Raw genomic sequence first — 25,755 nt, forward strand, 5'->3', positions numbered from 1 at the left:
GCGATGGAAAAAGGCCGCATCCTGCTTGCCGTCACCGGCTTTCATCCGCAGCGCTGGCGCGACCTGTTGTCGGCCGAGCGCGAGGTGGTGCTGGAGCCGGACGGCGCCAAGGATCCCTCGATCACCTATGCTGTGGTCTGGAAGCACAAGCCCAACCTGATGTCGTCGCTGCCCAATCTGCGCGCCATCTTCTCGATCGGCGCCGGCGTCGATCATATCTTCGCCGATCCCGGCCTGCCCGACGTGCCGATCGTCAAGGTCGTCGCCGACAACCTCACGCAGTACATGACCGAGTACGTCGTCTGGCGGGTGCTCGACCATCATCGGCAGGGCCTGCTCTACAGGTCGCAGCAGCTGAAGAATATCTGGCACGAACCGCAACAGAGGCCGGCCGGCGACATTTCCGTCGGCATCATGGGTCTCGGCAGTCTCGGCCGGGCCGCGGCCTCGGTACTTCTGTCGCTCGGCTTCGCGGTCAATGGCTGGTCGCGCACCGACCGGCCGATGAACGGGGTGGCCACCTATTCCGGCGAAGCAGGCCTGATCCCGTTCCTCAATGCCACCGACATTCTGGTGGTGCTTCTGCCGTTGACGCCGGATACGCAAGGCATCATCAATTACGGCGTGCTGAAGGAGTTGCGCAAGCGCAACGGGCTTGGCGGCTCGGTGCTGATCAACGCTGGGCGTGGGCGCCTGCAGAAGGACGCCGACATCGTGCGGGCATTGGACGACGGCACGCTGAAGGAAGCGAGCCTCGACGTGTTCGAGGTCGAACCGCTGCCGAAGACCAGTCCGCTGTGGCGCCATCCGAAAGTGTTCGTGACGCCGCATGCCGCGGCGACCTCCGATCCCGTGCACCTGGCGCCGATCATGCTGCGCCAGATGGACGCTTTCGAGCGCGGCGAGAAGCTCGACAATCTGGTGGACCGCAAGGCGGGATATTAACCAGACATCGTCGTCACCTGGCCAAGTCCCAGTCCTGAAAACATTTCTTGATCGCCCGAACCGAAGACAGCTGCAGCTTCTGCAGGTCGATCTGCTCCAACATCGCCCTGTATCTCTGCCGGTTTTTCGGCGTGGCCACGGCGATGTGGTGGATCATGTCCCATTTGATGCTGTCGCGCCCGCCTTCCAAGCCACCGCGCCTCTCCCTCTCGAACAGGGTTCGCCTGAAATAACGCAGCAGACTTGCCGAAGTGGAGATGTCCAGCAGGATCAATCCCGTCGCGCGCTGGAAGCGTTGCGGCATGCAGACCGAGTAGTTTCCGTCCATCACCCACCGCTCACCGGCGATCGCGGCGTCATGCAAGGCAATGAACTCGTCCCTCGGACGCTGCTCCCAATCCGTGTTGGGCAGATGAAAGAGCAGATCGAGATGGATAGGCGTCAGGCCACGCTTGCGCGCGATAGCGTCGGCAAGCGTCGACTTGCCGCTGTTGGACGGCCCCAAAATGCAGATGCGATCGCCGAGGTCCGAGAGGTTCACCGGATGGATCCTAGCAAGATGGACGATTGGTCATCAGCGGGGTAGAGCGAACTTCTTCTGCTTGTCCGGCTTGCCGCAGTCGCGGCGGCCGATGGACCGGTTCATGGCATCGATTTCGCCTGACGCCTTGTCGCTGTCGCGCTGGGCCTTGGAGCGCATGTCGGGCGTGAACGGGCCGAATCCCATGGCGGGATTGGAGAAGGTCGGCTTGGCGGTGGTCGGGAGATTATATTGCTGCGCCAATCCGTTGCGCTGCGCCAGCAACTGATCGCATGGCACGCTGTCATATTGCAGCGAGGATTCGATGTTGGCGTCCTGCCGCTCGGACGCTGAATTGCCGACGCAGCCGGCGGTTGCCAGGCAAGACGCCAAGATCATCATGTTCCAGCGCATCGAAGTGCTCCTCCTGATATCCCGCCCTGATGCGACCAGATCGCAAATATCAATCGCGCACGCAAATCGGACTTTTTCGCAGCAGTACAAAGCAGTGTCGGAATCACCGCCGTGAGTATCATCAGACTTCAAGCCGCGTGCGCCTTCCGTGCCACGACGGCCAGCCCTTTGACGGGCTCGCGGCGATCCTGGCGGATGCTTGCTGGCTCCAACGCCACGATCGAGAGGCCGTTGGCCTCGAGGGTCCGCCTGACATAGCCATCCGAATGGGCGTAGCGCCGCGACGGCTGCAGTGCCAAGTCGCCGCCATCCGCCAGGCTCTCGACGGAAAAGGCGAACAGGCCGTCCTGGGCGAGCAGGCCGGCGACCGTTCCCATAAAACCTTCGAGCCCGCCGATGTAGATCAGCACATCGGCCGACGTCACCAGATCGGCCTTGTCGCCCGAATAGGAAAAATCCTGCAAATCCGCTTTTCTCAGCGCGTCATAGATATTTTTCGCCCGCGCTTTCCTCAGCATCCTTGCCGAAATATCGACGCCCTCCAGCCGGTCGACGATCGGCCTCAGCCTCTCGCCCATCAGTCCGGTGCCGCAGCCCAGGTCGAGCGCCAGGCGGAAGCGGCCCGGCCTTGCCTTGCGGATGGCGGCGTCGAGCACCTCGGGCAGCCGGTAGTCGAGCTTACCGACCAGCATCTCCTCGAACGTCTCGGCATAGTGGTCGAACAGCGTCTCGACAAAGGCGCTGGGCGGTGCCATTGAGGCCGGACCCTTGCCGATCAGATGCAGTTTGAGAGCCGCGCCCTGGCGATCGGCCGGATCGAGTTTCATCGACGTCGTCCAGGCTTGCGCCGCCAGATCGAGCCTGCCTGATGCCTCCTGCATCTCGCCGAGCCGAAACCAGCCCATTGCCCATTGCGGCGCCAGTTCCAGCGCGCCGAGCAGCAACTCGGCCGCGGCAGTGTGATCACCGGAGGCAAAGAGCATTTCGGCATAATCTGCACGGCGATCGGCGTTCGGGTCGCCCGACGAGGTCTGAAGCGGTTTCATGATGATGGTTCCACCGGCAGAGTAGCCGGCCGCCCATCTCTGTAGAGCAAAGCATGCCGAAGCTGAACCGAATTGAGCGGGCTTTGCCCTGGAGTCAGCAGTCTCGGGCAACAGGCTTCCCGCGGCGGAATTATATCCTATCTTGGCATCATGCGCGCCAGCGACCTGCTTCATCCCCGGCCCGAAGGCCTCTATTGCCCGCCGGGAGATTTCTTCATCGACCCGGTGCGACCGGTGAACCGGGCGCTGATCACGCACGGCCATTCCGACCATGCGCGTTCCGGCCACGGCTCGGTGCTTGCGACGCAGCAGACGCTCGGCATCATGGGGCTGCGCTATGGCGAGGACTTTGCCGGGACGACGCAGGCAGCTGCGTTCGGCGAGACGATTGCCATCGACGGCGTCGATGTCAGCTTTCATCCGGCCGGCCATGTGCTGGGCTCAGCGCAGATATCGGTCGAGCACCAGGGCAGGCGCATCGTCGCCTCCGGCGACTACAAGCGGCAGAAGGACGCGACCTGTGCGCCGTTCGAGCCGATCGCCTGCGACATCTTCATAACCGAGGCGACCTTCGGCCTGCCGGTGTTTCGCCATCCGCCCGACACGGAAGAGATCGCCCGCCTCTTGAAATCGGCGGCGCAATTCCCGGAGCGTTCGCATCTGGTCGGGGCCTACGCGCTGGGCAAGGCGCAGCGGGTGATGCGGCTGCTGCGCGACGCCGGCTACGACAAGCCGCTCTACATCCATGGCGCGCTGGCCAGGCTCAGCGAATACTATCAGAGCCAGGGTATCGATCTCGGCGAACTCGAGCCGGCGACGGTGGAGAGCGGCGGCAAGCAGGATTTCGCCGGCGCCATCGTGGTCGGCCCGCCATCGGCCTTCGCCGACCGCTGGGCGCGGCGCTTTCCCGATCCGATCTCGTGCTTCGCGTCGGGCTGGATGCGCATCCGCCAGCGCGCCAAGCAAGGCGGCGTCGAGCTGCCGCTGATCATCTCGGACCATGCCGACTGGGACGAACTGATCATCACCATCAAGGAGACCGGCGCCGAGGAAATTTGGGTCACGCACGGCCGCGAGGAAGCGCTGGTGCGCTGGTGCGAGTTGGAAGGCATCGCCGCGCGGCCGCTGCATCTGGTGGGCTATGAGGACGAGGGCGATTGATGGCAATTGCTGATCCGCTAATCACCGGCGCCGCGATCCTTCCCACCCCCCTCTGGCCTGCCGGCCATCTCCCCCGCAAGGGGGGAGATTGGCAGCTTCGACGCTGCGCTCATTCCTGCGATTTTGGAGATTGGCGAAAGCTGTCACAACATCCGATCTCCCTCTTGGAGGGGGAGATGTCCGGCAGGACAGAGGGGGGCGCCTCGCGCAGACCTCTCCCCTTCGTGCGGTCTTCATCGCCATGAACCGCTTCGCCGAACTTCTCGACCGCCTGGTGCTGACGCCGTCGCGCAACGGCAAGCTGACGCTTTTGACCGATTATTTCCGCAGCGTCGAGGATCCCGATCGCGGCCTGGCGCTGGCGGCCATCACCGGCGATCTCAGGATCGCCGCGGTCAAGCCGGCCATGCTGCGCACGCTGGTCATCGAACGCATGGACCCGGTGCTGTTCGGCTATTCCTACGACTATGTCGGCGATCTCGCCGAGACGGTGTCGCTGGTCTGGCCGCAAACGCCTGGCAGGATCGCGAACCGCGAGCCGACGCTTGGCGAGGTGGTGGCCAAGCTGCAGGCGGCAAGCCGCTCCGACGGACCGAAGGTGCTCACAGGGCTGCTCGACAGCGCCGGCATCTCGGCGCGCTTTGCCATCATCAAGCTGGTGACCGGCGGCCTGCGCATCGGCGTCTCGGCGCGGCTGGCCAAACAGGCGCTGGCCGATTTCGGCAAAGTCGACGTCGCCGAGATCGAGGAGCTTTGGCATGGGCTGTCGCCGCCCTACACGGCGCTGTTCGCCTGGCTGGAAGGCAAGGCCGAAAAACCGCGCAACACGGCGATGGCGCTGTTCCGCCCGGTCATGCTATCGAATCCGATCGGCGACGGCGACCTCGAAAAGCTCGATCCGGTGGACTATGCGGCCGAGTGGAAATGGGACGGGATCCGCGTCCAGGCGGTGGCCGAAGGCGGCATCCGCAGGCTCTATTCGCGCACCGGCGACGATGTCTCGGGCGCCTTTCCAGATCTCGCCGACGCCATGCATTTTTCCGCGACGCTCGATGGCGAGCTGCTGGTCGGCGATCCGCGAGAGGCGACGGGAACCTTCTCGGACCTGCAGCAGCGGCTGAACCGCAAGACGGTGACGCCGAAGATGCAGCAGCAGTATCCGGCCTTCATGCGCTGTTACGATCTGCTGCAGATCGGCGCGGAGGACCTGCGCGGACTGTCCTTCCGCGAGCGGCGCGGCCGTCTCGAAGCCTTCATCGGGACGCTCGATCCCAGCCGCTTCGATCTCTCCCCCTTCGTCGAGTTCACGGACTGGCAGGCGCTCGAAGACCTGCGTCGTACGCCGCCGCATCCGATCATCGAAGGCGTGATGCTGAAGCGCTGGGATTCGCCCTATGTCGCGGGCCGGCCGAAGGGTCCGTGGTTCAAATGGAAGCGCGATCCGCACACGGTGGACGCCGTGCTGATGTATGCCCAGCGCGGCCACGGCAAGCGCTCGAGCTTCTATTCCGACTATACATTCGGCGTCTGGTCCGGAGCCGAGGGCGCGGAGGAACTGGTGCCGGTCGGCAAGGCCTATTTCGGCTTTACCGACGAGGAACTGAGGCAGATCGACAAATATGTCCGCGACAACACGATCGAGCGCTTTGGGCCGGTGCGCTCGGTGCGCGCCGACCGCGACAACGGCCTGGTGCTGGAAGTCGCCTTCGAGGGGCTCAACCGCTCGACCCGGCACAAATCGGGCGTCGCCATGCGTTTCCCCAGGATTTCACGGCTGCGCTGGGACAAGCCGGCCAACGAGGCCGACCGCATAGAAACCCTGCAGGCGCTGCTCGACCGCTAGGAGCGGCCGATATGTCGGTCGCAACGGTTCAGGGTTCGATCGAGACGCGGATCTCGTAGACGTTGACCGCCTTGCCCTGTTTGTCGAAATCGGAATTGATGGCGATGGTTCCGGCTGAGCCGGGATGCTTGTCGGGGAACTTCACGTCGAACAGATATTCGTTTTTCTGCTGGCCGACCGCGTAGCGCTTGCGGCCGCAGTCGCCGAGTTCGCCGAAATTGCAGTCGACGGAGATCTGCGTGTCCTTGCCGTCCTCGGCGCGGGCGATGATGTCGAACACGGCGTGCTTGCCGGCGAGCTTTTCCAGCACGCCTTGCCCGACGTCGAAGGCGATCGCCGAGCCGGAGGCGCCGGACTGGATGCGCAGGAACGGCCCGCTGTCGTCCTTCATCACCTCGGCCTTGGCGTCCGACGGGGCGGCGACATGGGTCGGGTCGGTCGGCGAAAACACATTGATCCAATCGCGCGACTGATCCGCGGCACCGGGCTTTGCCGGTGCATTGGCGCCGTCGGCCGGGGTAAAATCGTCGTCCTCGACCGTCGGCGGCGCTTCCGGCGGCGCGGTATTGAGCTGCGCGGCCGTTTTGAACACACCGGTCTGCATGGCGAAGTACAGTCCGATACCAATCGCCGCGAGCAGCGTGACCGTGAAGAAAATGGCGGTCAACGGCAGGCGCCGGCCGCGTATGCGCCGCTCATCGCGGTCGGGCGCCACTTCCGTCGCGGCTCCCGGCGTGGCGGGAGCCGACATGTCGATGGCTGGCGCGCCGGGAAGACTGGCGTCCGGCATTATGTCGGGAACCACCGGCAGCACGCGCGAGCGCGGCGCGTCGGATCCGGGCTGCACGGGGCCGTCGACGGCGACGGCGGGCGATGGCACCCTCGGGCCGGCCTCGATCGCCGGCGCTGCGCCGCCCTCGGCCTCGCCCGCCGGCGTGTCGATCTGCGGGGCAACGCCGGGCACCGCCGGCAGATACTCGGATTCGATTTCGGTGATTTTCGCCTGGATAGCCTTGCGGCGCTTGATGGCGACTTCCACGGTCACGCCGGGATTGGCCTGGAGCGCACGGTCGAGCGCGGCGAAGGCCGCACGATAGACCCTCTCGCGAAACGCGCGGTCCTCGGCGTTGCCCTTTTCCAAGGCGTTCCGGATCGCTTTTTCGATCGCGTCCAAGCGAGGTCCCTCTGCAAATTGCCACAAGCTTTCATGATGGTTAGCGGCAGGCGACCAATCAATCAACGGGCGGGCAGCCGCATTCTGCCTCGATGGGCCGTTCAAAGTCCATCTCCGCGATGTTCCGGCAAACAAAATCGGAATCTGTCGGCGATTCCAGCATGCAGGGACGCCAGAGCCCCCGGTTCGATCGCGGCGGGCCTCCTGCATGATTTGCCAAGTCGCATCTTGAATTCGCGGCCGGTTGAGTCTATCACCCAGCCCATCTTGGAGGCCTTGGCCTCCCGGGCCGCTTTAGCTCAGTTGGTAGAGCACATCATTCGTAATGATGGGGTCAGGTGTTCGAGTCACCTAAGCGGCACCAGTTCCTCTTGTCCACCTGCATGCTGCAATCAGCACCTGCGTCACTGCCCGTGCAGTGGATCGCGACACCGGCGAAGCATATCCGCCATTGTCGAGACCGGGGTTTGATGTGAAACTCGCGGTGTCAGCATGGGAGGTCCAAATGCCCAACACTTTCAAGACCGGAGACGTCGTCAAGCTGAGGTCGGGAGGCCCGAGGATGACGGTCAGCGACGGCGCCGCTTCCGGCATGTATCTCTGCCACTGGTTCAACCGCGAGGGCGATGTGTGGACCCCGCAACATGCGGGATTCAAGCAGGAGCAGCTGGTAGCCGCCGACCAATCGACGTAATTCCCGCTTCGCCAAGGGATGGCCGGGCCGGCGCGACTCCAGACGCACCGGACGAAGTGTTCTTCCGCTTCCGGGACCGCCACGGTCCGTCATGGCCGGCAAGCGGCGTGATCGACATTGGTGACCGACGGATTTTTATGATCACGACGTTTAACGGCTGAAGCGTGACCGTGGCATTGGGCCATGGCAATGCGCCAACCGGAGACGTGAAGCATGATACGCCGTTCGATCCTTGCCACTGCCTTGAGCGTGCTGACCACCGCGGCTCTGGCTCAGACAGCGATACAGCCACCGGCCGCCGCGTCGCCCGCTGCCACATCGTCGGCTGGCACATCGTCGGCCGGCACATCGTCGGCCGCCAAGTCCGACATCACACTGGCCAAGTTCCAGAAACGGCGGGAGAAGGCGATCATGGCCGCCGACACGGACGGCGACGGCAAGATCAGCCTGCTGGAATGGGAGGCCTTTCAGGCCAAGCGCAACGTCAGGCGCGACCGGGCCAAATCCTTCGCGCGCATCGATTCCAATCATGACGGCTTCATCGACCGGGCCGAGCTCGATGCGTTCTTCGCCAAGCGCTTTGCCAGGCTCGACAAGAATGGCGACGGCATTCTGACGGCCGACGAGAGGCCGAGCCACAAATCCGCTCCCAAACCGGAGCAGTGACCAAGAGGCTATGACGTGTGATGCATATCGGGAGTGCGCCAGCCGATGAGCGCCGATCCGGACGAGGAGCTGGTTCGTCGGGTCGGTGCTGGCGATCCCGCAGCGGTGCAGGCGCTCGTCGCGCGCAAGCTGCCGCGCATCCTTTCGCTTGCCGTGCGCATGCTGGGCGATGCGGCGGAGGCCGAGGATGTCGCGCAGGAAACCTTCGTGCGCATCTGGCGTCATGCCTCGAAGTGGCGGCGTGGCAATGCACGCTTCGACACCTGGGTTCACCGAGTCACGCTCAACCTTTGCTACGACCGGCTGCGCCGGCGCCGCGAATTGGTGACCGACGAGATGCCGGACATTGTCGACCCCGCTCCGCTTCCCGATTCCCATCCTGGCGAAGAGGGGCATCGGGTCGAGCGGGCCTTACAGGCAATCGCGCCACGCCAGCGCGAGGCGATCATCCTGGTCTACTATCAGGAGATGTCCAACATCGAGGCGGCCGCGACCCTGGAGATCAGTGTCGATGCCCTGGAGAGCCTGCTGTCGCGCGGCCGGCGGTCACTGCAGACGATGCTGGCTGGAGATGGCGGCCATGACTGAGAAACGCGCGCGCCCGTATACTGTACGTTCAACCCGCCTCGCGGGCGTCCGGTTGGTCTGCGTTGTTTCCGACCCGCGTGGGCACGCGGCACCGAGGTGCAAGGGGAAAACAAATGGCTGAAGACATCGAAGACGGGCCGGCAATGGATGCCAAGCGTTTCGCGGCGCTGGCGGATGCCTATGGCGGCGATTTGCGCCGCTGGCCGGAAGCGGAACGTGAAGCCGCCGCAGCTTTTGCTTCAAGCGAAGCGGGCCAGGCCATTTCGCGACAGGCCGGCACACTTGACGCCCTGCTCGACAGCTATAGCGTCCAGCATCCCGGCAAGGCGCTGCACGGCAACATCCTACGCGCAGCCGGCCGGCACCTCGTCCAGCGCCGGCGCCATCGGTTCTGGTGGCTGGGTCTGGGACTCGCCGGCATTGGTCTGGCGGGCGCCGTCGCCGGATTGGCCCTGGTGAGCATCGTCACGCCGGAAGCCGGATCGGATCACTATGTGCTGGATGCCAATGTAACGGCGTTTGGCGATGCCGGGCCCGATGCCGAAAACGGCGAGGAGAGCCTATGAGCACGGGCCGCAATCTCATCATCGCATCGGTGGTGCTGAATGTCTTCTTGGCCGGGGCGCTTGCCGGCGGGGCCGTCTGGATAAGAAGCGGCAAGTCCGGCCAGGGCTATTCGCTGGAGGCCGCCGGCGGCCGGCTTCCAGACCAGGAGCGCATGCTGTTCCGCAAGGCACTGCGCGAAGTGCGGCGCGAATCCCGCCAGGCCATCCTCGATGGTCAGCAGGCCAGGCGCGAGGCAGCCGACCTGCTGCGCCAGCCGGTTGTCGACACGGCGGCCCTATCGGCCGCGCTGGAGCGGGCCCGCAACGCCGACATCGCCGTGCGCACGCGGCTTGAGCAGCGCATCATCGAATTCGCGGCGGCGGGTTCGGCCGCGGATCGCGCCGTGCTGGCGGAAGGGCTGGCCAGGCGGGCCGGGCCGCAGCCGAAGGCAGAGCCAAAAAAACAACCATGACGACCGACGGAAAACGCCCGCAAGGCCGTTTAACCGGGAGAAGGGCAGACCTGCCAGACCAATCGGTGCGAACAGGTCTTCATTTCTCGGAGAACATTCGGAGTAACGTCATGAACCGCCTGACACAGTATGCGGCAGCAGCCGTCCTCGCCTTGACCGGAACCGCAGCAACCGTTGCGACCTCCGCCGCCATGCCGATGGTGGCACAACCGGCCGCCCCGGCACTGATCGAGCATGTGGCCTGGGGTTGCGGGCCCGGCTGGCATCCCAATCCCTGGGGGCGCTGCGTTCCCAACCGTGTCGTGGTGTATCCGCGCTACCGCTATTGGCACGGCCCGGCTTATTACGGCTGGCATCCGCACCGCCACTGGCACCGCTGGAGCCGCTGGTAAGCGCGTGGGAAGGGCCGGGCGGCACCCGCCTGCCCGGCCGCCGGTTTAAGCTGGGGAAACAGCCCAATCGGGCGTCGCACACCTCGCATGAGATCCAACCATGGAGCGCTGACATGGCAGCTCAGGCTAAAGATTCCGCGCCGCCGGATCCCGCCCTGATCGCCTTCAACCGCTTCGGCCTCGGAGCCCGACCCGGCTACCGCGACAGGCTGGCGAACGACCCACGCGGCTATCTCAAGGCGGAACTGCGGCGGCTCGACGCCGCCATGATATCGCTCGACGACCCCACCTATGCCGATCTCAAGGGAAGCACGCCTGCCATCCAGGCCAGCATGGCGGCGAATCTCCAACGCAAGCTGGACCGGGAGCGAACGGCGACAGGGCAGCCGGCAACGGGCACGCCAGCCTCGGCTTCGGCCATGCCACCACCCGCAGCATCGGGCATGTCGCCGCCCGCTGCCCCGGCCGCTGCCAAGATCAAACCCGCCGTGCCGCCTGTCGAAGTCACGTTGTTTCGGGCCGAGGCACAGGCGCGCTTCGACATGGCAATGCAGGCCGGGGCCGGCTTCGTCGAGCGCCTCGTCTATTTCTGGTCGAACCATTTCTGCGTCTCCGTGGCCAAGGCCAACATCGTGCGCGCCAGCGCCGGGGCCTTCGAACGGGAAGCGATCCGGCCCTTCGTGCTCGGCCGCTTCGCCGACATGCTCGTGGCGGTGGAGCGGCATCCGGCGATGCTGTTCTATCTCGACAACCAGCAGTCGATCGGCCCGGACTCCCGCGCCGGCAAGAACCGGCAGCGCGGCCTCAACGAGAACCTCGCCCGCGAGATCCTGGAACTGCACACGCTCGGTGTCGGCAGCGGCTATAGCCAGGCCGACGTCACCAGCTTCGCGCGCATCCTGACCGGCTGGACGATGGCCGGGCGGGAAGGACGGCTGGGCGAACCCGGCAGTTCCGTCTTCAACGCCAATGCGCACGAGCCGGGCGACGCGGTGCTGCTCGGCAAGAACTATCCGGCCGGCGGCATGGGCCAGGCCGAGACCGCGCTCAATGACATCGCCCGTCATCCGGCGACCGCGCAACACATCGCCACGCAACTTGCCCGGCATTTCATAGCCGATGACCCGCCGCCGGCGGCGGTCGCCCGTCTCGCAAAGGTGTTCGTCAAGAACGACGGCCATCTCAGGGCACTGGCGGCGGCGCTCATCGACCTGCCGGAGGCGTGGTCGACGCCCCTGGCCAAAATGCGCTCGCCCTTCGATTATGTCGCTGCCATCAGGCGGGCGGCCGGCCCGGGACCGAACGATCCCGGCCAGTCGCTCAACTGGCTCAACGCATTGGGCGAGCCGCTCTGGCAGCCGCCGGGACCGAACGGCTTTTCCGACCAAGCGGACAGCTGGGCATCGGCCGAAGGCATGAAGATCCGCCTCGACATCGCATGGCAGGCCGCCAGGCAAGTGAAAGATATCGGCAATCCCAACGACATGCTCGACGCGGTGATCGGGCCCTCCGCCTCGCCGGAGACGCGGCAGGCGGTCGCCCGCGCCGAGTCCAAGCAGCAAGGTCTGGCATTGCTGCTGATGGCGCCCGAATTCCAGCGCCGATAGCTCGAGCGATAGGTCCGGCGCCGACAACTCCCATGGAGACGAAGTCATGAGCCTGCTGTGTGAAACCCCTCACCCTTCCCGCCGCGCCGTCTTGGTGACCGGCGGCGCGCTGTTTGCCTGGGCGCATCTGCCCCGCTTCGCCCGCGCCGCCGACAACCGCGACCCGCGCCTGGTCGTCATCGTGCTGCGCGGCGCGCTGGACGGCCTGTCGGCGGTCGGTCCGGTCGGCGACCCCGACTATGCCGGCCTGCATGGCGACATCGCCCTGTCGCTTTCCGGTCCGCATGCGGCGCTGCCGCTCGATGCTTTCTTCGCGGTCAATCCGGCGATGCCGGTGTTTGCGCGCCTGTTCAAGGCAAGCCAGGCGGCGGTCGTGCACGCGGCGGCGACCGGCTATCGCGAGCGCTCGCATTTCGATGGGCAGGATGTGCTGGAAAGCGGTTTTGCCGGCCCTGGCCATGTCGCCACCGGCTGGCTCAACCGGGCGCTGGAGAACCTGCCGGCAGGCGACCGCGTGGCGACGCTTGGCGCCCTGGCCGTCGGACCATCGACGCCGCTGGTGATCCGTGGCGCAGCCCCCGTGCTCGGCTGGGCGCCGCAATCGCTGCCAGCGCCAGCAGGCGACCTTGCGGCGCGGGTTCTCGATCTCTATCAGCACCGCGATCCGGTGCTGGCGGTGGCGCTGCGAAAGGGCCTCGACGCCGATCGCATGGCGCTCGACGACCAGATCGGCGCTAAGGCGATGAAGCCTAGAGGCGGCCTCGACAGCGCCGCCGGCATGCGGCAGGCCGCGCAAGGTGCCGCCAGGCTGATCGCGGCCGATGACGGGCCGCGCGTCGCTGCACTCGCCTTCGACGGCTGGGACACGCATGTCAACGAGGGTGGCGCGACCGGCCGGCTCGCCACCTTGCTCGGCGGCCTCGATGGTGCGTTCGAGGAATTCGAAAAAGGTCTCGGCGAGCGCTGGAAGGATACGGCGATCGTCGCGATCACCGAATTCGGCCGCACGGCGCGGATCAACGGCACGGTCGGCACCGACCACGGCACCGGCACCGTCGTGCTGCTCGCCGGCGGCGCGATCAAGGGCGGGCGCGTCATCGCCGACTGGCCGGGGCTAAAGCCCGCGCAACTCTACCAGCAACGCGACCTTGCGCCGACCAGCGATGTCAGGGCGGTGCTGAAAGGCCTGCTCGCCGACCAGTTCGGACTTTCGGCCGCAGTGCTCGGCGAGAAGGTGTTTCCGGACTCAGGTGCGGTGAAGCCGATGATGAACCTGATTGTCTGACGTCTAGCGACGCCGCGTTTTCTGCCGCGGCGCCGTCTCGCTGTTGCCGGTGATCAGGCGGCCTCGACCTTGGCGGGCGCGAAGTCTTCGCCGCGCACCAGCCTGGTCACGCCGACGAAATCGATCTTGCCCGAGCCAAGCACCGGCACATGCGCCACGACGCGCACCTCGGCCGGCACCATCAGGTCCATGGCGCCGTTTGCCTTGGCGAAGGCCAGAAACTCGGCGCGCGTCGCCTTTTCGGCTTCGGTGATGAGCACCAGCTTTTCGCCCTTGCGCAGGTCCGGCACTGTCGCGACCGCCGAGAGCGATCCTTTCCACAGCTCGCCCGCCAATGCTTCGACGGCAGCCAGCGAAATCATCTCGCCGCCGATCTTGGCAAAGCGCTTGGCGCGGCCGCGAATGCTGACGAAGCCGGCATCGTCGATGCTGACGATGTCGCCGGTGTCGTGCCAGCCGTCCTGCAGCGGCTCGAGCACACCAGGCTTTTCGGCCCTGAGATAGCCCGCCATGACGTTGGGGCCGCGCACGAACAGCCGTCCGCCACCTTCGACGCCGATCACCGGTTCCAGGCGGTATTCCATGCCGGGCATGATTTTTCCGACCGTGCCTGATTTGTTGTACATCGGCGTGTTGATGGAGATCACCGGCGCCGTCTCGGTAACGCCATAGCCTTCGAGAATGCGCAGGCCGAACTTCTCCATATAGGTTTCACGGGTCGAGGCCTTGACCGGCTCGGCACCGGAAAAGCAATAGCGCACCGAGCGGAAATCATAGGGATGGGCGGTGCGCGCATAGCCGCTGAGGAAGGTGTCGGTGCCGAAGATGATCGTCGCGTTCGAGGCATAGACCAGTTCCGGCACGATGCGGTAGTGCAGCGGCGACGGGTAGAAATAGACGGGAACGCCGGACACCAGCGGCAGCACCGTGCCCGCCGTCAGGCCGAACGAATGGAAGATCGGCAGTACGTTGAACACTTTGTCGCCCGAATGAAAATCGATGCGCGAGGCGGCCTGCGCGGCATTGGCCAGGATGTTGCGATGGGTGAGCACCACGCCCTTCGGCGTGCCTTCGGAGCCCGAGGTGAACAGGATCACGGCCGGGTCGGTGGCCTTGCGGGCAACCCTGGGCGTAGTCTTGCGCAACAGGCCAAGCAGCTTGTCCTTGAGGCCGATGGTTGCACGCAGATCATCGAGCCAGACGACGTTGACCGACCGGCCGACCTCCTCGACGATTGCGCCAAGCTTGGCCTGCTCGACAAAAGCCCGAGAGGTCAGGATGGTGGTTACCTGCGCCGCCTGGCAGGCGGACAGGATGTTGGTGGCACCGGCGGTGAAGTTGATCATCGCCGGGACCTTGCCGGCGGACATGACGCCGAGCAGAGCGGCACAGGCGCCATTGGCGTTGGGCAGCATGATACCGAGCGTGTCCTGCCCGGCATAAAGCGTCTCGAACTTCTCGCCGAGCACCGCGACGCCAGTGAGCAGCTTGCCGTAACTCAGCGAGCCGGCGACCGGATCCTGCACGGCAAGTTGCTTCATGCCGCGCTCGGTCGCCGTCTCGATGATCCTTTCGAGCACGGTCTTGTCGATATGCTGGGTGCGGAAGACGAGATCTGACATCACCTGGTAGAGCGCGGCACCGGCGGCGGCGCGCCGCTTGCGTCCCTTCAGCCCGTCGTCGACCTTGAGCCTGACCGGCGGCAGTATGGTCACCTTGACCTTCGGGAACAGGCGGCGGCGCACGTGCTGCGCCGTCAGCCGCGAGAAGGGGCTTTTCTCCAAGCCCTCGATACGGATCGGCACCACCATCGAGCCGGTCTTGTCGGCCACCATGGCGGCGCCGTCATAGACCTTCATCAGCCCGCCGGTGACGGTGATGCGGCCCTCGGGAAAGATGACCAGCGGGTCGCCGTTCTGCACGATCTTGATCAGCGTGCGCGTCGACATCGGCTTGGCCGGATTGAGCGGCAGGGCGCGGGTCAATTTGAGGAACGGCTTCATCCACCATGCCTGCGCGATCGTGTAGTCGATGGCGAAGACCGGCTCTTCGTCGGTCAGCGTCAGCGCCAGCGGGCCGTCGAGGAAGCTGACATGGTTGAGCGCCAGGATCGGCGCCGGGCCCGCGGCCTTGAGGTTTTCCAGGCCCTCCACTTCCAGACGATGGAAGGCACGGAAGAGAATGGAGACGAAGTCGCGGAAAGCGTTGGTCGGCAGATATTTCAACATCAGCCAGGCGGCCACGGCATTGAAGGCGGCAAGCCCGAACAGCACGCTGGCAATAGAGACGCCCGCGGCCTGAATGGCGGCGACGAGGACGCCGCCCATTGTCATGAAGCCGGCGTTGACGATGCTGACAGCGGCGACGACGCGGGCGCGGCGCGCCTCGGGCGACCAGGCCTGCACGGCGGCGAAGGTCGGCACCACCAGGAAGGCGCTGGAAATGGCCAAGCCGGCAAGGTCGATCGCAAGGCGGATCGTGTTTGGCCCTGCGAAGAAGAGGCCAAGGGTTTCGGCTTTTGGCGAGGGCTGCATGCTCCAGATCGTCCAGGCAAGGTGCGAGCCGAACACCGCCAGCAGCGCCGTTCCGACCGGCGCCGGGAGCAGCACCATGCGGCCCTGCGACATCCAGGCGGCGATCGCCGAGCCGATGGCGATGGAGACGGCGAACACCGCTAGATAGGCGGTGACCGCGATCTCGTTGCCGCCGAGCTGATCCTTGATCAGCGTGGGCAGGATCGAAAGCACGATGGCGCCGATCAGCCAGAACCACGAGGTCATCAATCCGGCGCGCCAGATGCGCGTGTCGGTGCGCAATTCGCTGACTTGCCGCCATGTCGAGCGGAAGATGTTCCAGTCGATGACAAGGTTCGGCGCGGCGGAGCCGGTCGAAGGGATAGAGCGGCTGACGGCCCAGCAGCCGACCGCCAGGATCATCATCATCGGGCCGAAGACGGCGACGCCAATGCCGTCGGCGGAGACCACGCCGCCAACAATCGTGCCGCCAAGAATGGCGGCGAAGGTCGCCGACTCGATCCAGGCGTTGGCGCGGGGCAATTCCCTGCGCTCGAGATGATCGGGCAGGATGCCGTATTTAATCGGCCCAAACAGCGCCGAGATGACGCCGAACATCAGCAACGCCGTCATCAACACCGGGATCGACGAAAGCGCGATGCCGACGACCGCGACGGCGGCGGCGCCGATCTCGGCAAATTTCAGCCGGCGGGCGATGAGCGCCTTGTCGAAGCGGTCGGCAATCTCGCCGCCCAGCGCCGACAGGAGCAGGAACGGAGCCATGAACACGGTGCCGGCCAAGGTGACCAGCGAAGCCGCCTGATCGGCGGCTAGTGCGAAGAGGATCAGGAACACCAGAGTGTTCTTGAGGAAATTGTCGTTGAAGGCGGACAGGAACTGCGTCCAGAAAAGCGGCGCGAAGCGCCGCGAAAGCATGAGGTGCGTGTTCATGGCGATTTCCCATTTGGGCGGAACCACGCGGCGATGCTCCGGTGATCCCCGCGGTTTCATGCGCTGTTTCAATCGTTGTAATAATGTGAGCTGGTTAAACTTCTTGCCGCGTCTGATCTTCCCGGCGATCGCAAGTCTAGGCTCGTTTCGGCCAGCGGCCCTGCCCGGTGTCTGTTGTGGAGCCGTTCAACATTTCCGCTTCTCCCTATGAACAATGTTCATAGCCTCAACTTACCACAATGTGAACAATGTTCAAGTTAAAAATGAACGCCGTTCACAAGAGAGCGGATTGATGAGCGAGGAGATGCAGCGGTGGCGGCCAGCCGTGTTGCCGTGGCCAGAGTCACGAAGGCGGTTGGACGGCGCGATCGGCGGAGGTCACCCGCTGAAACTCAGGTGACTGGAGATGACCCCAGCGTCGCCACGGTCTTCAGCGCGCCGTCCAGCATGTCGCCCTTCTCGTCCTTCAGCGCCGCCTCGCGCAGGCGGCGTATCCAGTCGGCGGCATCGTCGCGGCCCTCGAGCAGGTCGAGAGCAGAGAGTACGCGGTCGAATTTCGACTGGGCGCGCACATGGGTGTCGCTGTAGCCTTTGATCAGCCGGCGGCAGTTGAGGATTTCGATGGCAAGCGCGTACTCTGCCGGCACGTAGCCAAGCGCCAGTGTGTACCAGCGATCGAGATGGGCAAGCTCGACCTTATGGCGCAGCAGGCCGCGGCGCCAGCGCCGCAGGCCGCCGATGAGCCACAGGGCGGCAAAGCCGGCAAAACTGTCGGTGCGGATGCGGCGGCCACGGTTGATGCGGCGGTCGAGAAAGCCGGCGAGCTTGGGCCGGTTCTCGATGTAGCCGCCGAGCCCCGCCGGCAGCGTGCCGCAGAACTCCTCGATGCGCGGATGGAAATACTCGGTCACTTGCAGGACCGAACCGGCCTTGATGCCAACCTCCTTGCGCACCCGCCTGTCGCGGGTCGAGCGCGTTTTCAGATCGGCGACGCGGATCATGTCGTCATAGCACATGGCATTGGCCAGATGCTTGGCCGCGGCGATGGACAGAACATGAGCGTGGCCGGCGCTGTCCAGCGCGACGGCCTTGTCCAGCCGATCGAGATATTCGCGGCCATAGGCGATGTCCTGATAGTCGACGACCTTTCTCAGGCCGCGAAGCGCCATGTCGCGCACGGCCAGGGGCATCAGGTCGATGCGAGCAACCAGCGCCTGCCATCCCTGCAGCAGATTTTGCGGACCGCTCACGCGCCCAGTACCCTGGGCGGATTCGACAATCGCTGGCTCCGCCGGCTTTGACGAAGGTGCTGCCGCCAAGCCCCGCGCGCGATCGAACGCCGCGCTAAAGGCGGCGAGGCTGGCCTTGACGCCACGGCCGCCGGTGCCGATCGCCTGTTCATAACTTTCACGGGTAAACGGCAGTGCGTCGGAGCCGGCCAGCGCGCCAAGCAGGCTGGCCGAGATCATCGAGCCGTTGTCGGCGGCGATCTCTTCCATGTCGAAAGCGATGAAGCGCTTCGACGCGGTTTCCGCCGTGGCGTGAACCTTGGACGACGAGGCGCGGCCGTCGCCCGGTTCGATCTTTTCCGACACGGCGGCGATGCGATGCGAGGAAGCGATCAGCGTCGTGCGGTTGGGGGTGACGAACCCCCTGATGATCGCACGGCCGGCTTCCATCAGTTCGGCGGCGATCAAGATGTCGACATCGCCCTGCGAGGGCGACAGCGCGAAGACCGGCAGGCGGCCGGTGTCGCGGGCCATTTCGATATAGTAGATGGTGGCACCGGTGCGCTGGGCGACGCCGGCGACCGAGGTCGATTGCGCGACATAGCCATTGCGCTCGGCGACATCGGTGATCCAGTCGGCCAGCACGCCGCCGCCCTGGCCGCCAACGGCCAGCACGGCGAGCTTGATCACCGGCTCATCGGCAGCACCGGACCTGGGATGCAAGGAAGGAACAGGCTCAAGCATCGGCGAATATCAGGCGCCGGCTTTCGCGCCGCCTCTGCAGCAAGCCGATCGTCGCGCGGCGCGTCGCTTCCAGGAAACGGTCCCAGCGGCTTGGATTGTGCACGACATCGGCACGGTAGAAGGACGGGCAGAGCACGGCGGCGTCCGCCACCTCGCCGCAATTGCCGCAGCCGACGCAGTTCTGGTCGATCGATGCGACCGGATCGTCGCGCAGCGGATCGTCGAGCGATTTCACCGACAGCGACGGGCAGCCGGAGAGCCGCATGCAGGCGTGATCGCCGGTGCAGATGTCCTCGTCGACGCCGAACTTCGGCTTGACGACCCTCGTCCCACCCTTGATCGCCTTGTCGACCAGCGGCCTTTCGCGGCGCTGGCGATTGAGCATGCACTCCGACGAAGCGACGATGACTTTTGGCCCCTTCTCGTCCGTCGTCAGCGCCTCGCGCAACGTGTCCTGCATCTTGCCGACATCGTAGGTGCGGTCGACATGGCGCAGCCATTTGACGCCCATGCCTTTCACCGCCTCGGTGATCGGATGCTTGGTCGACTTGGTCCTATTGCCGGCACGCGACGACAGGATGTCCTGCCCGCCGGTGGCTGCCGAATAAAAATTATCGACGATGACGATGACGCCGTCATTCTTGTTGAACACCGCATTGCCGATCGAGGAGGTCAGGCCATTGTGCCAGAAGCCGCCGTCGCCGACGAAGGAGATCGAGCGGCGCTTGGCGTCGGGCGAATTGAACGCCGAGGCCGAGGCGGGCCCCAGCCCGTAGCCCATCGTGGTGGAGCCGAGCTCGAAAGGCGGCATGATCGAGAACAAATGGCAACCGATATCGGAAGCGATGTGGTGCTTGCCGAGTTCCTGCTCGACCAGTTTGGTCGCCGCGAAGATCGGCCGCTCGGGGCAACCGATGCAGAAGCCGGGCGGACGGCCTGGCACGACGTTGATCAGATCAGCCGTGTCGACGCCGTCGCCAACCTTGTTGGGCGCGCGCACCTCGCCCGGCAAAAGATGCGGGGCTTCTGCGCGCAGGAAGGCGCCGATGCCGTCGAGCATGACCTGGCCGGTATATTCGCCGGCCATCGGCAGATGCTCCTTGCCGACCAGCCTGGTGCCGCGCCCCGCCTTGTGCAGCATCGCGGCAAAGGCCTGCTCGATATAGTTGGGCTGGCCTTCCTCGACCACCAGCACCGCCTGCTTGCCCTCGCAAAAGGCGAGGAACTCGTCGTCGATCAGCGGATAGACGGCGTTGAGCACGTAGAGCGGCACATCCGTGTCGCCATAGGTGTCGGCAAGTCCGAGCCGCTGCAGCGCACGGATGACCGAATTGTACATGCCACCCTGCATGACGATGCCGACCGAGCCGTGGTCCGAGCCGAAGAACTCGTTGATCTTGTTCCTGGTGATGAAATCCACCGCCGCCGGCCAGCGCTTTTGCACCTTCTCCTTTTCGTGCAGGAAGGAGGCGGGCGGCAGCACGATGCGTCCGGTGTCGCGGCGCGGCGCATCGAGTGCATCGGCAACCGTCATCGACGGACGCTTGTTGTCCTTGGCGATGAAATGGCCATGCACGTGGCAGCAGCGAATGCGCACCTGCAGCATGACAGGCGTGTTGGAGATTTCCGACAGCTCGAAACCATCCTCCACCGCCTTGACGATGGATGGCAAATTGGGGCGCGGGTCGAGCAGCCAGACCTGGCTCTTCATGGCGAAGGCATGGCTGCGCTCCTGCATGATGGAGGAGCCCTCGCCATAATCCTCGCCGACGATGATCAGCGCGCCGCCGGTGACGCCGCCGGACGCGAGATTGGCCAACGCGTCGGAAGCAACGTTCGTACCGACCGTCGACTTGAAGGTCGCGGCACCACGGATCGGATAGTGCACCGAGGCCGCCAACATGGCTGTGGCGGTGGCTTCCGAGGCGCTCGCCTCGAAATGCACGCCGAGCTCGCCCAGAATGTCCTGCGCATCGGCCAACACATCCATCAGATGGCTGATCGGCGCGCCCTGGTAGCCTCCGACATAGCCGACGCCGCATTGCAGCAGCGCCTTGGTGATGGCGAGAATGCCCTCGCCGGCAAATTCCTCGCCGGCGCCGAGCCTCAGCTTTTCGACTTCCTTGGCAAAAGACCGTTCAGCCATCTCTGCCTCCTTCCGTTGCCGCCGACAGCCGGCGGCGCGTACATCTAGATGTCGTGCTTGCGAATGTTCTTCAGCATCTTCAAAAGCGTGGCGATAAGTGCTGCATATTCGGCGTCGTCGATATCGTCGAACATGGCCTCGAAGGCGTCATGCATGGCCGGCCAGGCGCGGGTGAACTCGGCTCGGCCCTCGTCGGTCAGGAACACGTGGCGGATGCGGCTGTCGGTGACGCCCTGCTCGCGCCGCACGAACCCTTGCCCCTCCAGCGTGTCCAGCGTGCGGCTCAAGGTCGACTGCTCGATGACAGTATAGACCGAGAGGTCGTTGACGGTGACGCCGTCGGCGACCGACAGCACGGCGAGCGTGCGCACCTGCGAAATCGTCAGGCCCTGCTTGCGGAAATCATCACGCAGGGTGGCGTTGTAGCGGCCCATGATGCGGTTCATCAGATAGGGCGCGAATTGCTGCAGGCCGATCTGACCGAGGGTCGAAATGCGCTGGCGTTTTTCGGCGACCTTCTGTTCCATCACAGCTTCCCCGCCAGCAGGAAACCGGAGCCGCCGCCGAGACCGGCACCGGGATGGGTCGAGGCCCCGATATGGTAGAGGTTCTTGATGCCGGTCTGGTGGTTGCGGCTGGTCTTGAACGGCCGCCACAGGAACGACTGGTCGATAGCAGAGGAGCCGCCATAAGGGTCGCCGCCGACCAGGTTGATGTTCATCGTTTCGAGATCGGCCGGCGAATAGGCGCCGCGCGCAATGATGCTGTCGTTGAAGCCGTCGATATGGCTGGCGAGGATCGCTTCGACGCGATCGGCATAGGCCTCGCGCAGCGCCTCGGTCCATTGCCCGTCAGCCGGTGCCTGCAGCTTGCCGGCGGCGTCGCCCTTGATGTGGCGCGGCGCCTCGGGCAGTTGCAGCCACAGGATCGCCTTGCCTTGCGGGCAGCGCGACGGGTCGAGCGCATGCGGCTGGCCGACACAAATGGTCGGCACTTCGGGCAGCATGCCGCACGCCGCCTCGTTGCAAGCCTTCGACACGCCGTCCAGTCCAGGCGTCAGATGCAGCAGCGCCACCTTGTCGAGGCCCTCGCCGCGCCAGGACGGCGGCTTGTCGAGGGCGTAGTGGATCTGGAAATTGCCTTTGCCATAGCGGTACTTCCGCGTCGCTTCGATGTCGCCCTTCGGAGCGTCCTTGCCGAGCAGGCGACCGTAAAGCTGCGTCGGCGTGACCGAGCAGATGACGCTCTTGGCGGCGTGAACCATTTCGCCCGAGGCCAGCCGCACACCCGTGGCGCGACCTCCGGCCATGAGGATGGAGGCAACGTCCGCTTCGGTGGAAATGACGCCGCCGCATTCCTTGATGAGCGCCTCGAAAGCCGACAGCAGGTTCTGCGCCCCGCCCTTGACGATCGGCGCGCCGGCCGCCTCCAGCGCGAAGGCGATCACCTTGGCGATCTGGCTGGAAAAGGCGTCTTCGGGACCAAGCCCGGCATGCAGCACCCACGGCGCCCAGAGCGCACGGACTATCTCCGACTGATAAGTGCTTTCCAGCCAGCTACGCGCCGGCACCAGCGCGTCGCCGAGAAAGGCGGCAAGCCCGCGGGGACCACGCCGCCAGGCGTCGCCGGCCAGCAGCTTCGCGGTCGGATAGGACCAGAGCGCGCCGCCGAGCAGGCCGAACAGCAGGCCGGCATTGCGCTCGATGCCGCCGACATCGTCCGCGTGGCGGTCGCCGTCGCCAGCAGCGATCCTGTTAAGCGCGGCGATGTTGGCGGCACGGTCGGTGGTGAGCACCGCGTGGCTGCCATCCGGCCGCAGCACTCCGGTCGGCGTGCCGGTATGGCAGAACTCCAGCCCGTGCCGGGCGAGATCGGCGCCCAGTGCCGCGAATGCCGGAGAGGTGATGAACAGAACGAAAGTCGTCGCCATCACGTCGTGAATGAAGCCGGGCGCGGTGATCTCCTCGGTGCGCATGCAGCCGCCGATGCGGTCGTTGCGCTCCAGCACGAGCACCTTGGCGCCCTTGCCGCCGAGCATCGCCGCGCAGACCAGCGCATTGATGCCGCTGCCGACGATGATGTGATCGGGGGCGTTCATTGAAGGTCGCTCCCCGCCGGGAGGCGGAGTTCAAGTGCGCGAGGTTGCTTTCCTTCGCGCCCCCCTCTGTCCTGCCGGACTGTCCGGCAGGACAGAGGGGGGTGCCGTAGAGCGCCAGCGCCACGCGGCCGGCGCTCTCCCTTTGTTCCCTTTGTCACTACACCATCACCTGCAACCATGATCTTCTCCCGAAGACCGCCCTCGCCCTATTTGCCCGAAACCAGCGCCAGTGCGCGGATCGGGCTGCCGGTGCCGTGCTCGATCTTGAGCGGGGCCGCGATCAGGATCGCGCCTTTCGGCGGCAGTTGGTCGAGATTGCAGAGGCTGGCAAGGCCGTAGCGGTTGGCCTTGTGCATCAGCGTATGCGCCGGGAATGGCGGCTCCATGCCGCCGGCCTTGCCGGCATCCGTGCCGATGGTCTCCGAGCCCCAGCCCTTGATGTCCTTGCTGATCAGGAACTGGATGGCTTCCGCCGTCGGGCCGGGCGTGTGCGGGCCCGTTTCGTTGGCATTGAGGAATTCGGCTTCCGAGCCGTTGCGCTTGTACCAGTCGGTGCGCATCACCACCCACTCGCCGGCGTTGATCGCGCCATGCCTGGCTTCCCAGGCCTTGATATGGTCGACGGTGAGCAGGAAATCGTGATCGGCGGCGGCCTCCTTCGAACAGTCGATGACATTGACCGGACCGATGAAATTCTGCGCCGGAATGGTGTCGGTGGCGCCGTCCGGATAATCCTTGCCGGAGATCCAATGCTGCGGGGCGTCGAAATGCGTGCCGGAATGCTCGCCAAGCTTCAGCCAGTTCCACGCCCACCATGGACCGTTCTTGTCATAGCGGGAGATCGAATGAATCTCGACCTTCGGCGTGTCGACGGCAAGTTCCGGCGGCAGCTTGATCAGCGGTGTGTCCGGCCCGAGCGGCGCCGTCAGGTCGACCACCTTGATGGCGCCGGAAAGAAGCTGGGCGGCGACTTCGCCGAGGAGTTTTTGGCTGTCCATGGTCTCTGTTCCCTCTTGGCTGACATGATCAAGGCTCGTCTCGGCCCTTAATATCCTACTAGACGAAAACATATGCATCTGCAATTATCTTTAAGCATAAAGGAAATGGGAACGGGGCGTGAGCGAGTTCGACGCCATCTTTGTCGGGGCGGGCCATAACACTCTGGCATGCGCCGCGCATCTGGCGCTCAAGGGCTGGAAAACCGGGGTTTTCGAACGCGGCGCAACAATCGGCGGCGCCGTCCAGACTCGCGAGTTCACCCTCCCAGGCTTCCGCCACGATTTCGGCGCGATGAATCTGAGCCTGTTCGCCGGCTCGGCGTTCCACCGGAAATATGCAAATGAATTGAAAGCGCAGGGGCTGGAATTCGCCCCGGTCGCCGACTGTTTCGCCAGCACCTTTCCGGATGGGCGCTGGTTCGGCGTCAGCAACGATCTGGAAAAGACCGCCGGCCGCATGGCTGCCTTTTCGGCCGCCGATGCCGCGACATGGCGCAGGCTGGTTGCCGCCTTCCCGGCCGAAGCCGAGCATTTGTTCAAGCTGCTGGGATCGCCAATAAGCGCCCGGGCGCTTGCGGGCACCGCATGGAACCTGTGGCGCAAGAAGGGTGTTTCGGGCGCGCTCGACACCGGCCGGCTGCTGTTGTCTTCGCCGCGTGCCTGGCTGGAGGAAAATTTCGAGTCTCCACACATCAGGGCGACGCTCGCCACCTGGGGCATGCATCTCGACTTCGCGCCCGACATCGCCGGCGGTGCTGTGTTTCCCTATCTGGAATCGATGGCCAACCAGAGTTTTGGCATGGTGCTGGGCAAGGGCGGCGCCGATACGATCATCCGGGCGCTGGCCGGCATGGTGACATCCGCCGGCGGCAGGATCATTGCCAGCGCCGAGGTGGCCGAGATCACGGTCTCCGGCGGCAAGGCGACAGGTGTGCGGCTTGCTTCCGGCGAGACGCATACGGCCACCAGGGCGGTGATTGCAGGCGTGGCGCCCAAGGCGCTGTCCGGCAAGCTGCTGCCCGGCGGTTCCGGCGACACCGGCTTCGACATGGCGATGCAGAAGTTTCGGCATGCGCCGGGCACGATGATGATCCACCTGGCGCTGGACGATCTACCGGACTGGCGCGCCGGGGCAGAGTTGCGCCAGTTCGCCTATGTGCATCTGGCGCCGTCGCTCGACCAGATGTCGCGCACCTATCAACAGGCGGTGGCAGGCATGTTGCCTGACGAACCGGTGCTGGTCGTCGGCCAGCCGACGGCGGTCGACCCTTCCCGGGCACCTGAAGGCAAACATGTTCTGTGGGTGCAGGTGCGCATGCTGCCCGCCGAAATCGCGGGCGACGCCTCGGCCAAGATCGCGCCAGCGCATTGGGACGAGGTCAAGGAGGCCTACGCCGACCGGGTGCTCGACATCATCGAAACCTACGCGCCCGGCCTGCGCGCAAAAATCCTCGATCGCGCGGTGTTTTCGCCCATCGATCTCGAGCGCGAGAACCCGAACCTCGTCGGTGGCGACCAGCTCTGCGGCAGCCACAATCTGGCGCAGAACTTCTTGTTCCGTCCGGCGCGCGGCCATGCCGGCTGGAACACGCCGGTCAGCAATCTGCATCTCACCGGCGCCGCGACATGGCCCGGTGCCGGCACGGGTGCCGCCTCGGGCTTCATGCTCGCGCAACAGCTTGGCGGGAGGTAGGCCAGACGATTTCATGAAGGCGACGAGAGG

General features: G+C 65.2%; 22 protein-coding genes and 1 tRNA gene. 13 read left to right on the top strand and 10 right to left on the bottom strand.

The features are described from left to right. Window positions 1-3: 3 nt before the first annotated feature. Window positions 4-945 (top strand): glyoxylate/hydroxypyruvate reductase A, encoded by a 942-nt coding sequence (locus tag FJ492_RS24840; protein WP_140772722.1) that lies wholly within the window; start codon window positions 4-6, stop codon window positions 943-945. Window positions 946-958: 13 nt separating this feature from the next. On the opposite strand, the gene FJ492_RS24845 is transcribed toward FJ492_RS24840, so the two are convergent. The 3 genes from FJ492_RS24845 to FJ492_RS24855 are packed head-to-tail and all read right to left on the bottom strand — an operon-like array spanning window position 959 to window position 2,925. Further along, window positions 959-1,486: an AAA family ATPase gene (locus FJ492_RS24845; protein ID WP_140772724.1), complete on the bottom strand. Its 528-nt coding sequence runs from the start codon at window positions 1,484-1,486 to the stop codon at window positions 959-961. A gap of 33 nt (window positions 1,487-1,519) precedes the next feature. After that, window positions 1,520-2,011, bottom strand: coding sequence for a hypothetical protein (locus FJ492_RS24850; protein ID WP_246676117.1), 492 nt, complete (start codon window positions 2,009-2,011; stop codon window positions 1,520-1,522). After that, entirely contained in the window at window positions 2,008-2,925 is a 918-nt protein-coding gene (locus FJ492_RS24855; protein ID WP_140772726.1) for a methyltransferase domain-containing protein, read from the bottom strand. The genes FJ492_RS24850 and FJ492_RS24855 overlap by 4 nt, the downstream gene beginning before the upstream one ends. A 150-nt stretch (window positions 2,926-3,075) precedes the next feature. Here FJ492_RS24855 and FJ492_RS24860 point away from each other — a divergent pair, with 150 nt between their 5' ends. Further along, complete coding sequence (locus FJ492_RS24860) at window positions 3,076-4,086, top strand: ligase-associated DNA damage response exonuclease (protein ID WP_140507732.1); 1,011 nt, start codon at window positions 3,076-3,078, stop codon at window positions 4,084-4,086. Between the two features lie 241 nt (window positions 4,087-4,327). Beyond that, window positions 4,328-5,929, top strand: a complete 1,602-nt coding sequence (locus tag FJ492_RS24870) for a cisplatin damage response ATP-dependent DNA ligase (RefSeq protein ID WP_140772728.1) — start codon at window positions 4,328-4,330, stop codon at window positions 5,927-5,929. A 28-nt stretch (window positions 5,930-5,957) separates the two neighbouring features. On the opposite strand, the gene FJ492_RS24875 is transcribed toward FJ492_RS24870, so the two are convergent. Continuing rightward, entirely contained in the window at window positions 5,958-7,103 is a 1,146-nt protein-coding gene (locus tag FJ492_RS24875) for a hypothetical protein (RefSeq protein WP_140772730.1), read from the bottom strand. Window positions 7,104-7,391: 288 nt separating this feature from the next. On the opposite strand from FJ492_RS24875, the gene FJ492_RS24880 reads away from it, so the two are divergent. The 9 genes from FJ492_RS24880 (at window position 7,392) to FJ492_RS24920 (ending at window position 13,353) form a co-directional block, all read left to right on the top strand. After that, window positions 7,392-7,467 (top strand) — tRNA-Thr (locus FJ492_RS24880). Between the two features lie 141 nt (window positions 7,468-7,608). Beyond that, window positions 7,609-7,797 (top strand): DUF2158 domain-containing protein, encoded by a 189-nt coding sequence (locus FJ492_RS24885; protein ID WP_027142105.1) that lies wholly within the window; start codon window positions 7,609-7,611, stop codon window positions 7,795-7,797. A 213-nt stretch (window positions 7,798-8,010) separates the two neighbouring features. Further along, complete coding sequence (locus FJ492_RS24890) at window positions 8,011-8,463, top strand: acid-shock protein (protein ID WP_140746418.1); 453 nt, start codon at window positions 8,011-8,013, stop codon at window positions 8,461-8,463. Between the two features lie 45 nt (window positions 8,464-8,508). Continuing rightward, window positions 8,509-9,051, top strand: a complete 543-nt coding sequence (locus tag FJ492_RS24895; RefSeq protein WP_140718490.1) for an RNA polymerase sigma factor — start codon at window positions 8,509-8,511, stop codon at window positions 9,049-9,051. Between the two features lie 113 nt (window positions 9,052-9,164). Next, the gene (locus FJ492_RS24900) at window positions 9,165-9,617 is read left to right on the top strand and encodes a hypothetical protein (protein WP_140772732.1); all 453 of its coding nucleotides are present in this window, start codon (window positions 9,165-9,167) and stop codon (window positions 9,615-9,617) included. Beyond that, complete coding sequence (locus tag FJ492_RS24905) at window positions 9,614-10,069, top strand: periplasmic heavy metal sensor (RefSeq protein ID WP_140772734.1); 456 nt, start codon at window positions 9,614-9,616, stop codon at window positions 10,067-10,069. The genes FJ492_RS24900 and FJ492_RS24905 overlap by 4 nt, the downstream gene beginning before the upstream one ends. Before the next feature lie 110 nt (window positions 10,070-10,179). Then, window positions 10,180-10,461 (top strand): hypothetical protein, encoded by a 282-nt coding sequence (locus FJ492_RS24910; RefSeq protein ID WP_140746409.1) that lies wholly within the window; start codon window positions 10,180-10,182, stop codon window positions 10,459-10,461. Between the two features lie 113 nt (window positions 10,462-10,574). Beyond that, complete coding sequence (locus FJ492_RS24915) at window positions 10,575-12,068, top strand: DUF1800 family protein (protein ID WP_140772736.1); 1,494 nt, start codon at window positions 10,575-10,577, stop codon at window positions 12,066-12,068. Between the two features lie 46 nt (window positions 12,069-12,114). Then, window positions 12,115-13,353 (top strand): DUF1501 domain-containing protein, encoded by a 1,239-nt coding sequence (locus tag FJ492_RS24920; protein WP_140772738.1) that lies wholly within the window; start codon window positions 12,115-12,117, stop codon window positions 13,351-13,353. Between the two features lie 53 nt (window positions 13,354-13,406). On the opposite strand, the gene FJ492_RS24925 is transcribed toward FJ492_RS24920, so the two are convergent. From FJ492_RS24925 to FJ492_RS24950, 6 genes are all read right to left on the bottom strand, one after another. Beyond that, a complete protein-coding gene (locus FJ492_RS24925) occupies window positions 13,407-16,817 on the bottom strand; it encodes an acyl-[ACP]--phospholipid O-acyltransferase (RefSeq protein WP_140772740.1) in 3,411 nt (1,136 codons plus the stop codon). A gap of 392 nt (window positions 16,818-17,209) precedes the next feature. Next, window positions 17,210-18,790, bottom strand: coding sequence for an indolepyruvate oxidoreductase subunit beta family protein (locus tag FJ492_RS24930; protein WP_140772742.1), 1,581 nt, complete (start codon window positions 18,788-18,790; stop codon window positions 17,210-17,212). Further along, entirely contained in the window at window positions 18,783-20,936 is a 2,154-nt protein-coding gene (locus FJ492_RS24935) for an indolepyruvate ferredoxin oxidoreductase subunit alpha (protein ID WP_140718482.1), read from the bottom strand. Before FJ492_RS24935 ends, FJ492_RS24930 begins: the two co-directional genes overlap by 8 nt. 44 nt (window positions 20,937-20,980) lie before the next feature. Next, window positions 20,981-21,463 carry a MarR family transcriptional regulator gene (locus tag FJ492_RS24940; protein ID WP_140510587.1) on the bottom strand — a complete coding sequence of 161 codons (483 nt, stop codon included), beginning with the start codon at window positions 21,461-21,463 and terminating at the stop codon, window positions 20,981-20,983. Continuing rightward, window positions 21,463-23,034, bottom strand: a complete 1,572-nt coding sequence (locus FJ492_RS24945) for an NAD(P)/FAD-dependent oxidoreductase (RefSeq protein ID WP_140772744.1) — start codon at window positions 23,032-23,034, stop codon at window positions 21,463-21,465. Before FJ492_RS24945 ends, FJ492_RS24940 begins: the two co-directional genes overlap by 1 nt. A gap of 206 nt (window positions 23,035-23,240) precedes the next feature. Then, window positions 23,241-24,032, bottom strand: a complete 792-nt coding sequence (locus FJ492_RS24950; RefSeq protein ID WP_140772746.1) for a cyclase family protein — start codon at window positions 24,030-24,032, stop codon at window positions 23,241-23,243. Window positions 24,033-24,150: 118 nt separating this feature from the next. Here FJ492_RS24950 and FJ492_RS24955 point away from each other — a divergent pair, with 118 nt between their 5' ends. Next, window positions 24,151-25,725, top strand: coding sequence for an NAD(P)/FAD-dependent oxidoreductase (locus FJ492_RS24955; RefSeq protein WP_140772748.1), 1,575 nt, complete (start codon window positions 24,151-24,153; stop codon window positions 25,723-25,725). Window positions 25,726-25,755: the final 30 nt, after the last annotated feature.

Source organism: Mesorhizobium sp. B2-5-4, from assembly GCF_006441095.1.
Classification (GTDB): domain Bacteria; phylum Pseudomonadota; class Alphaproteobacteria; order Rhizobiales; family Rhizobiaceae; genus Mesorhizobium; species Mesorhizobium salmacidum.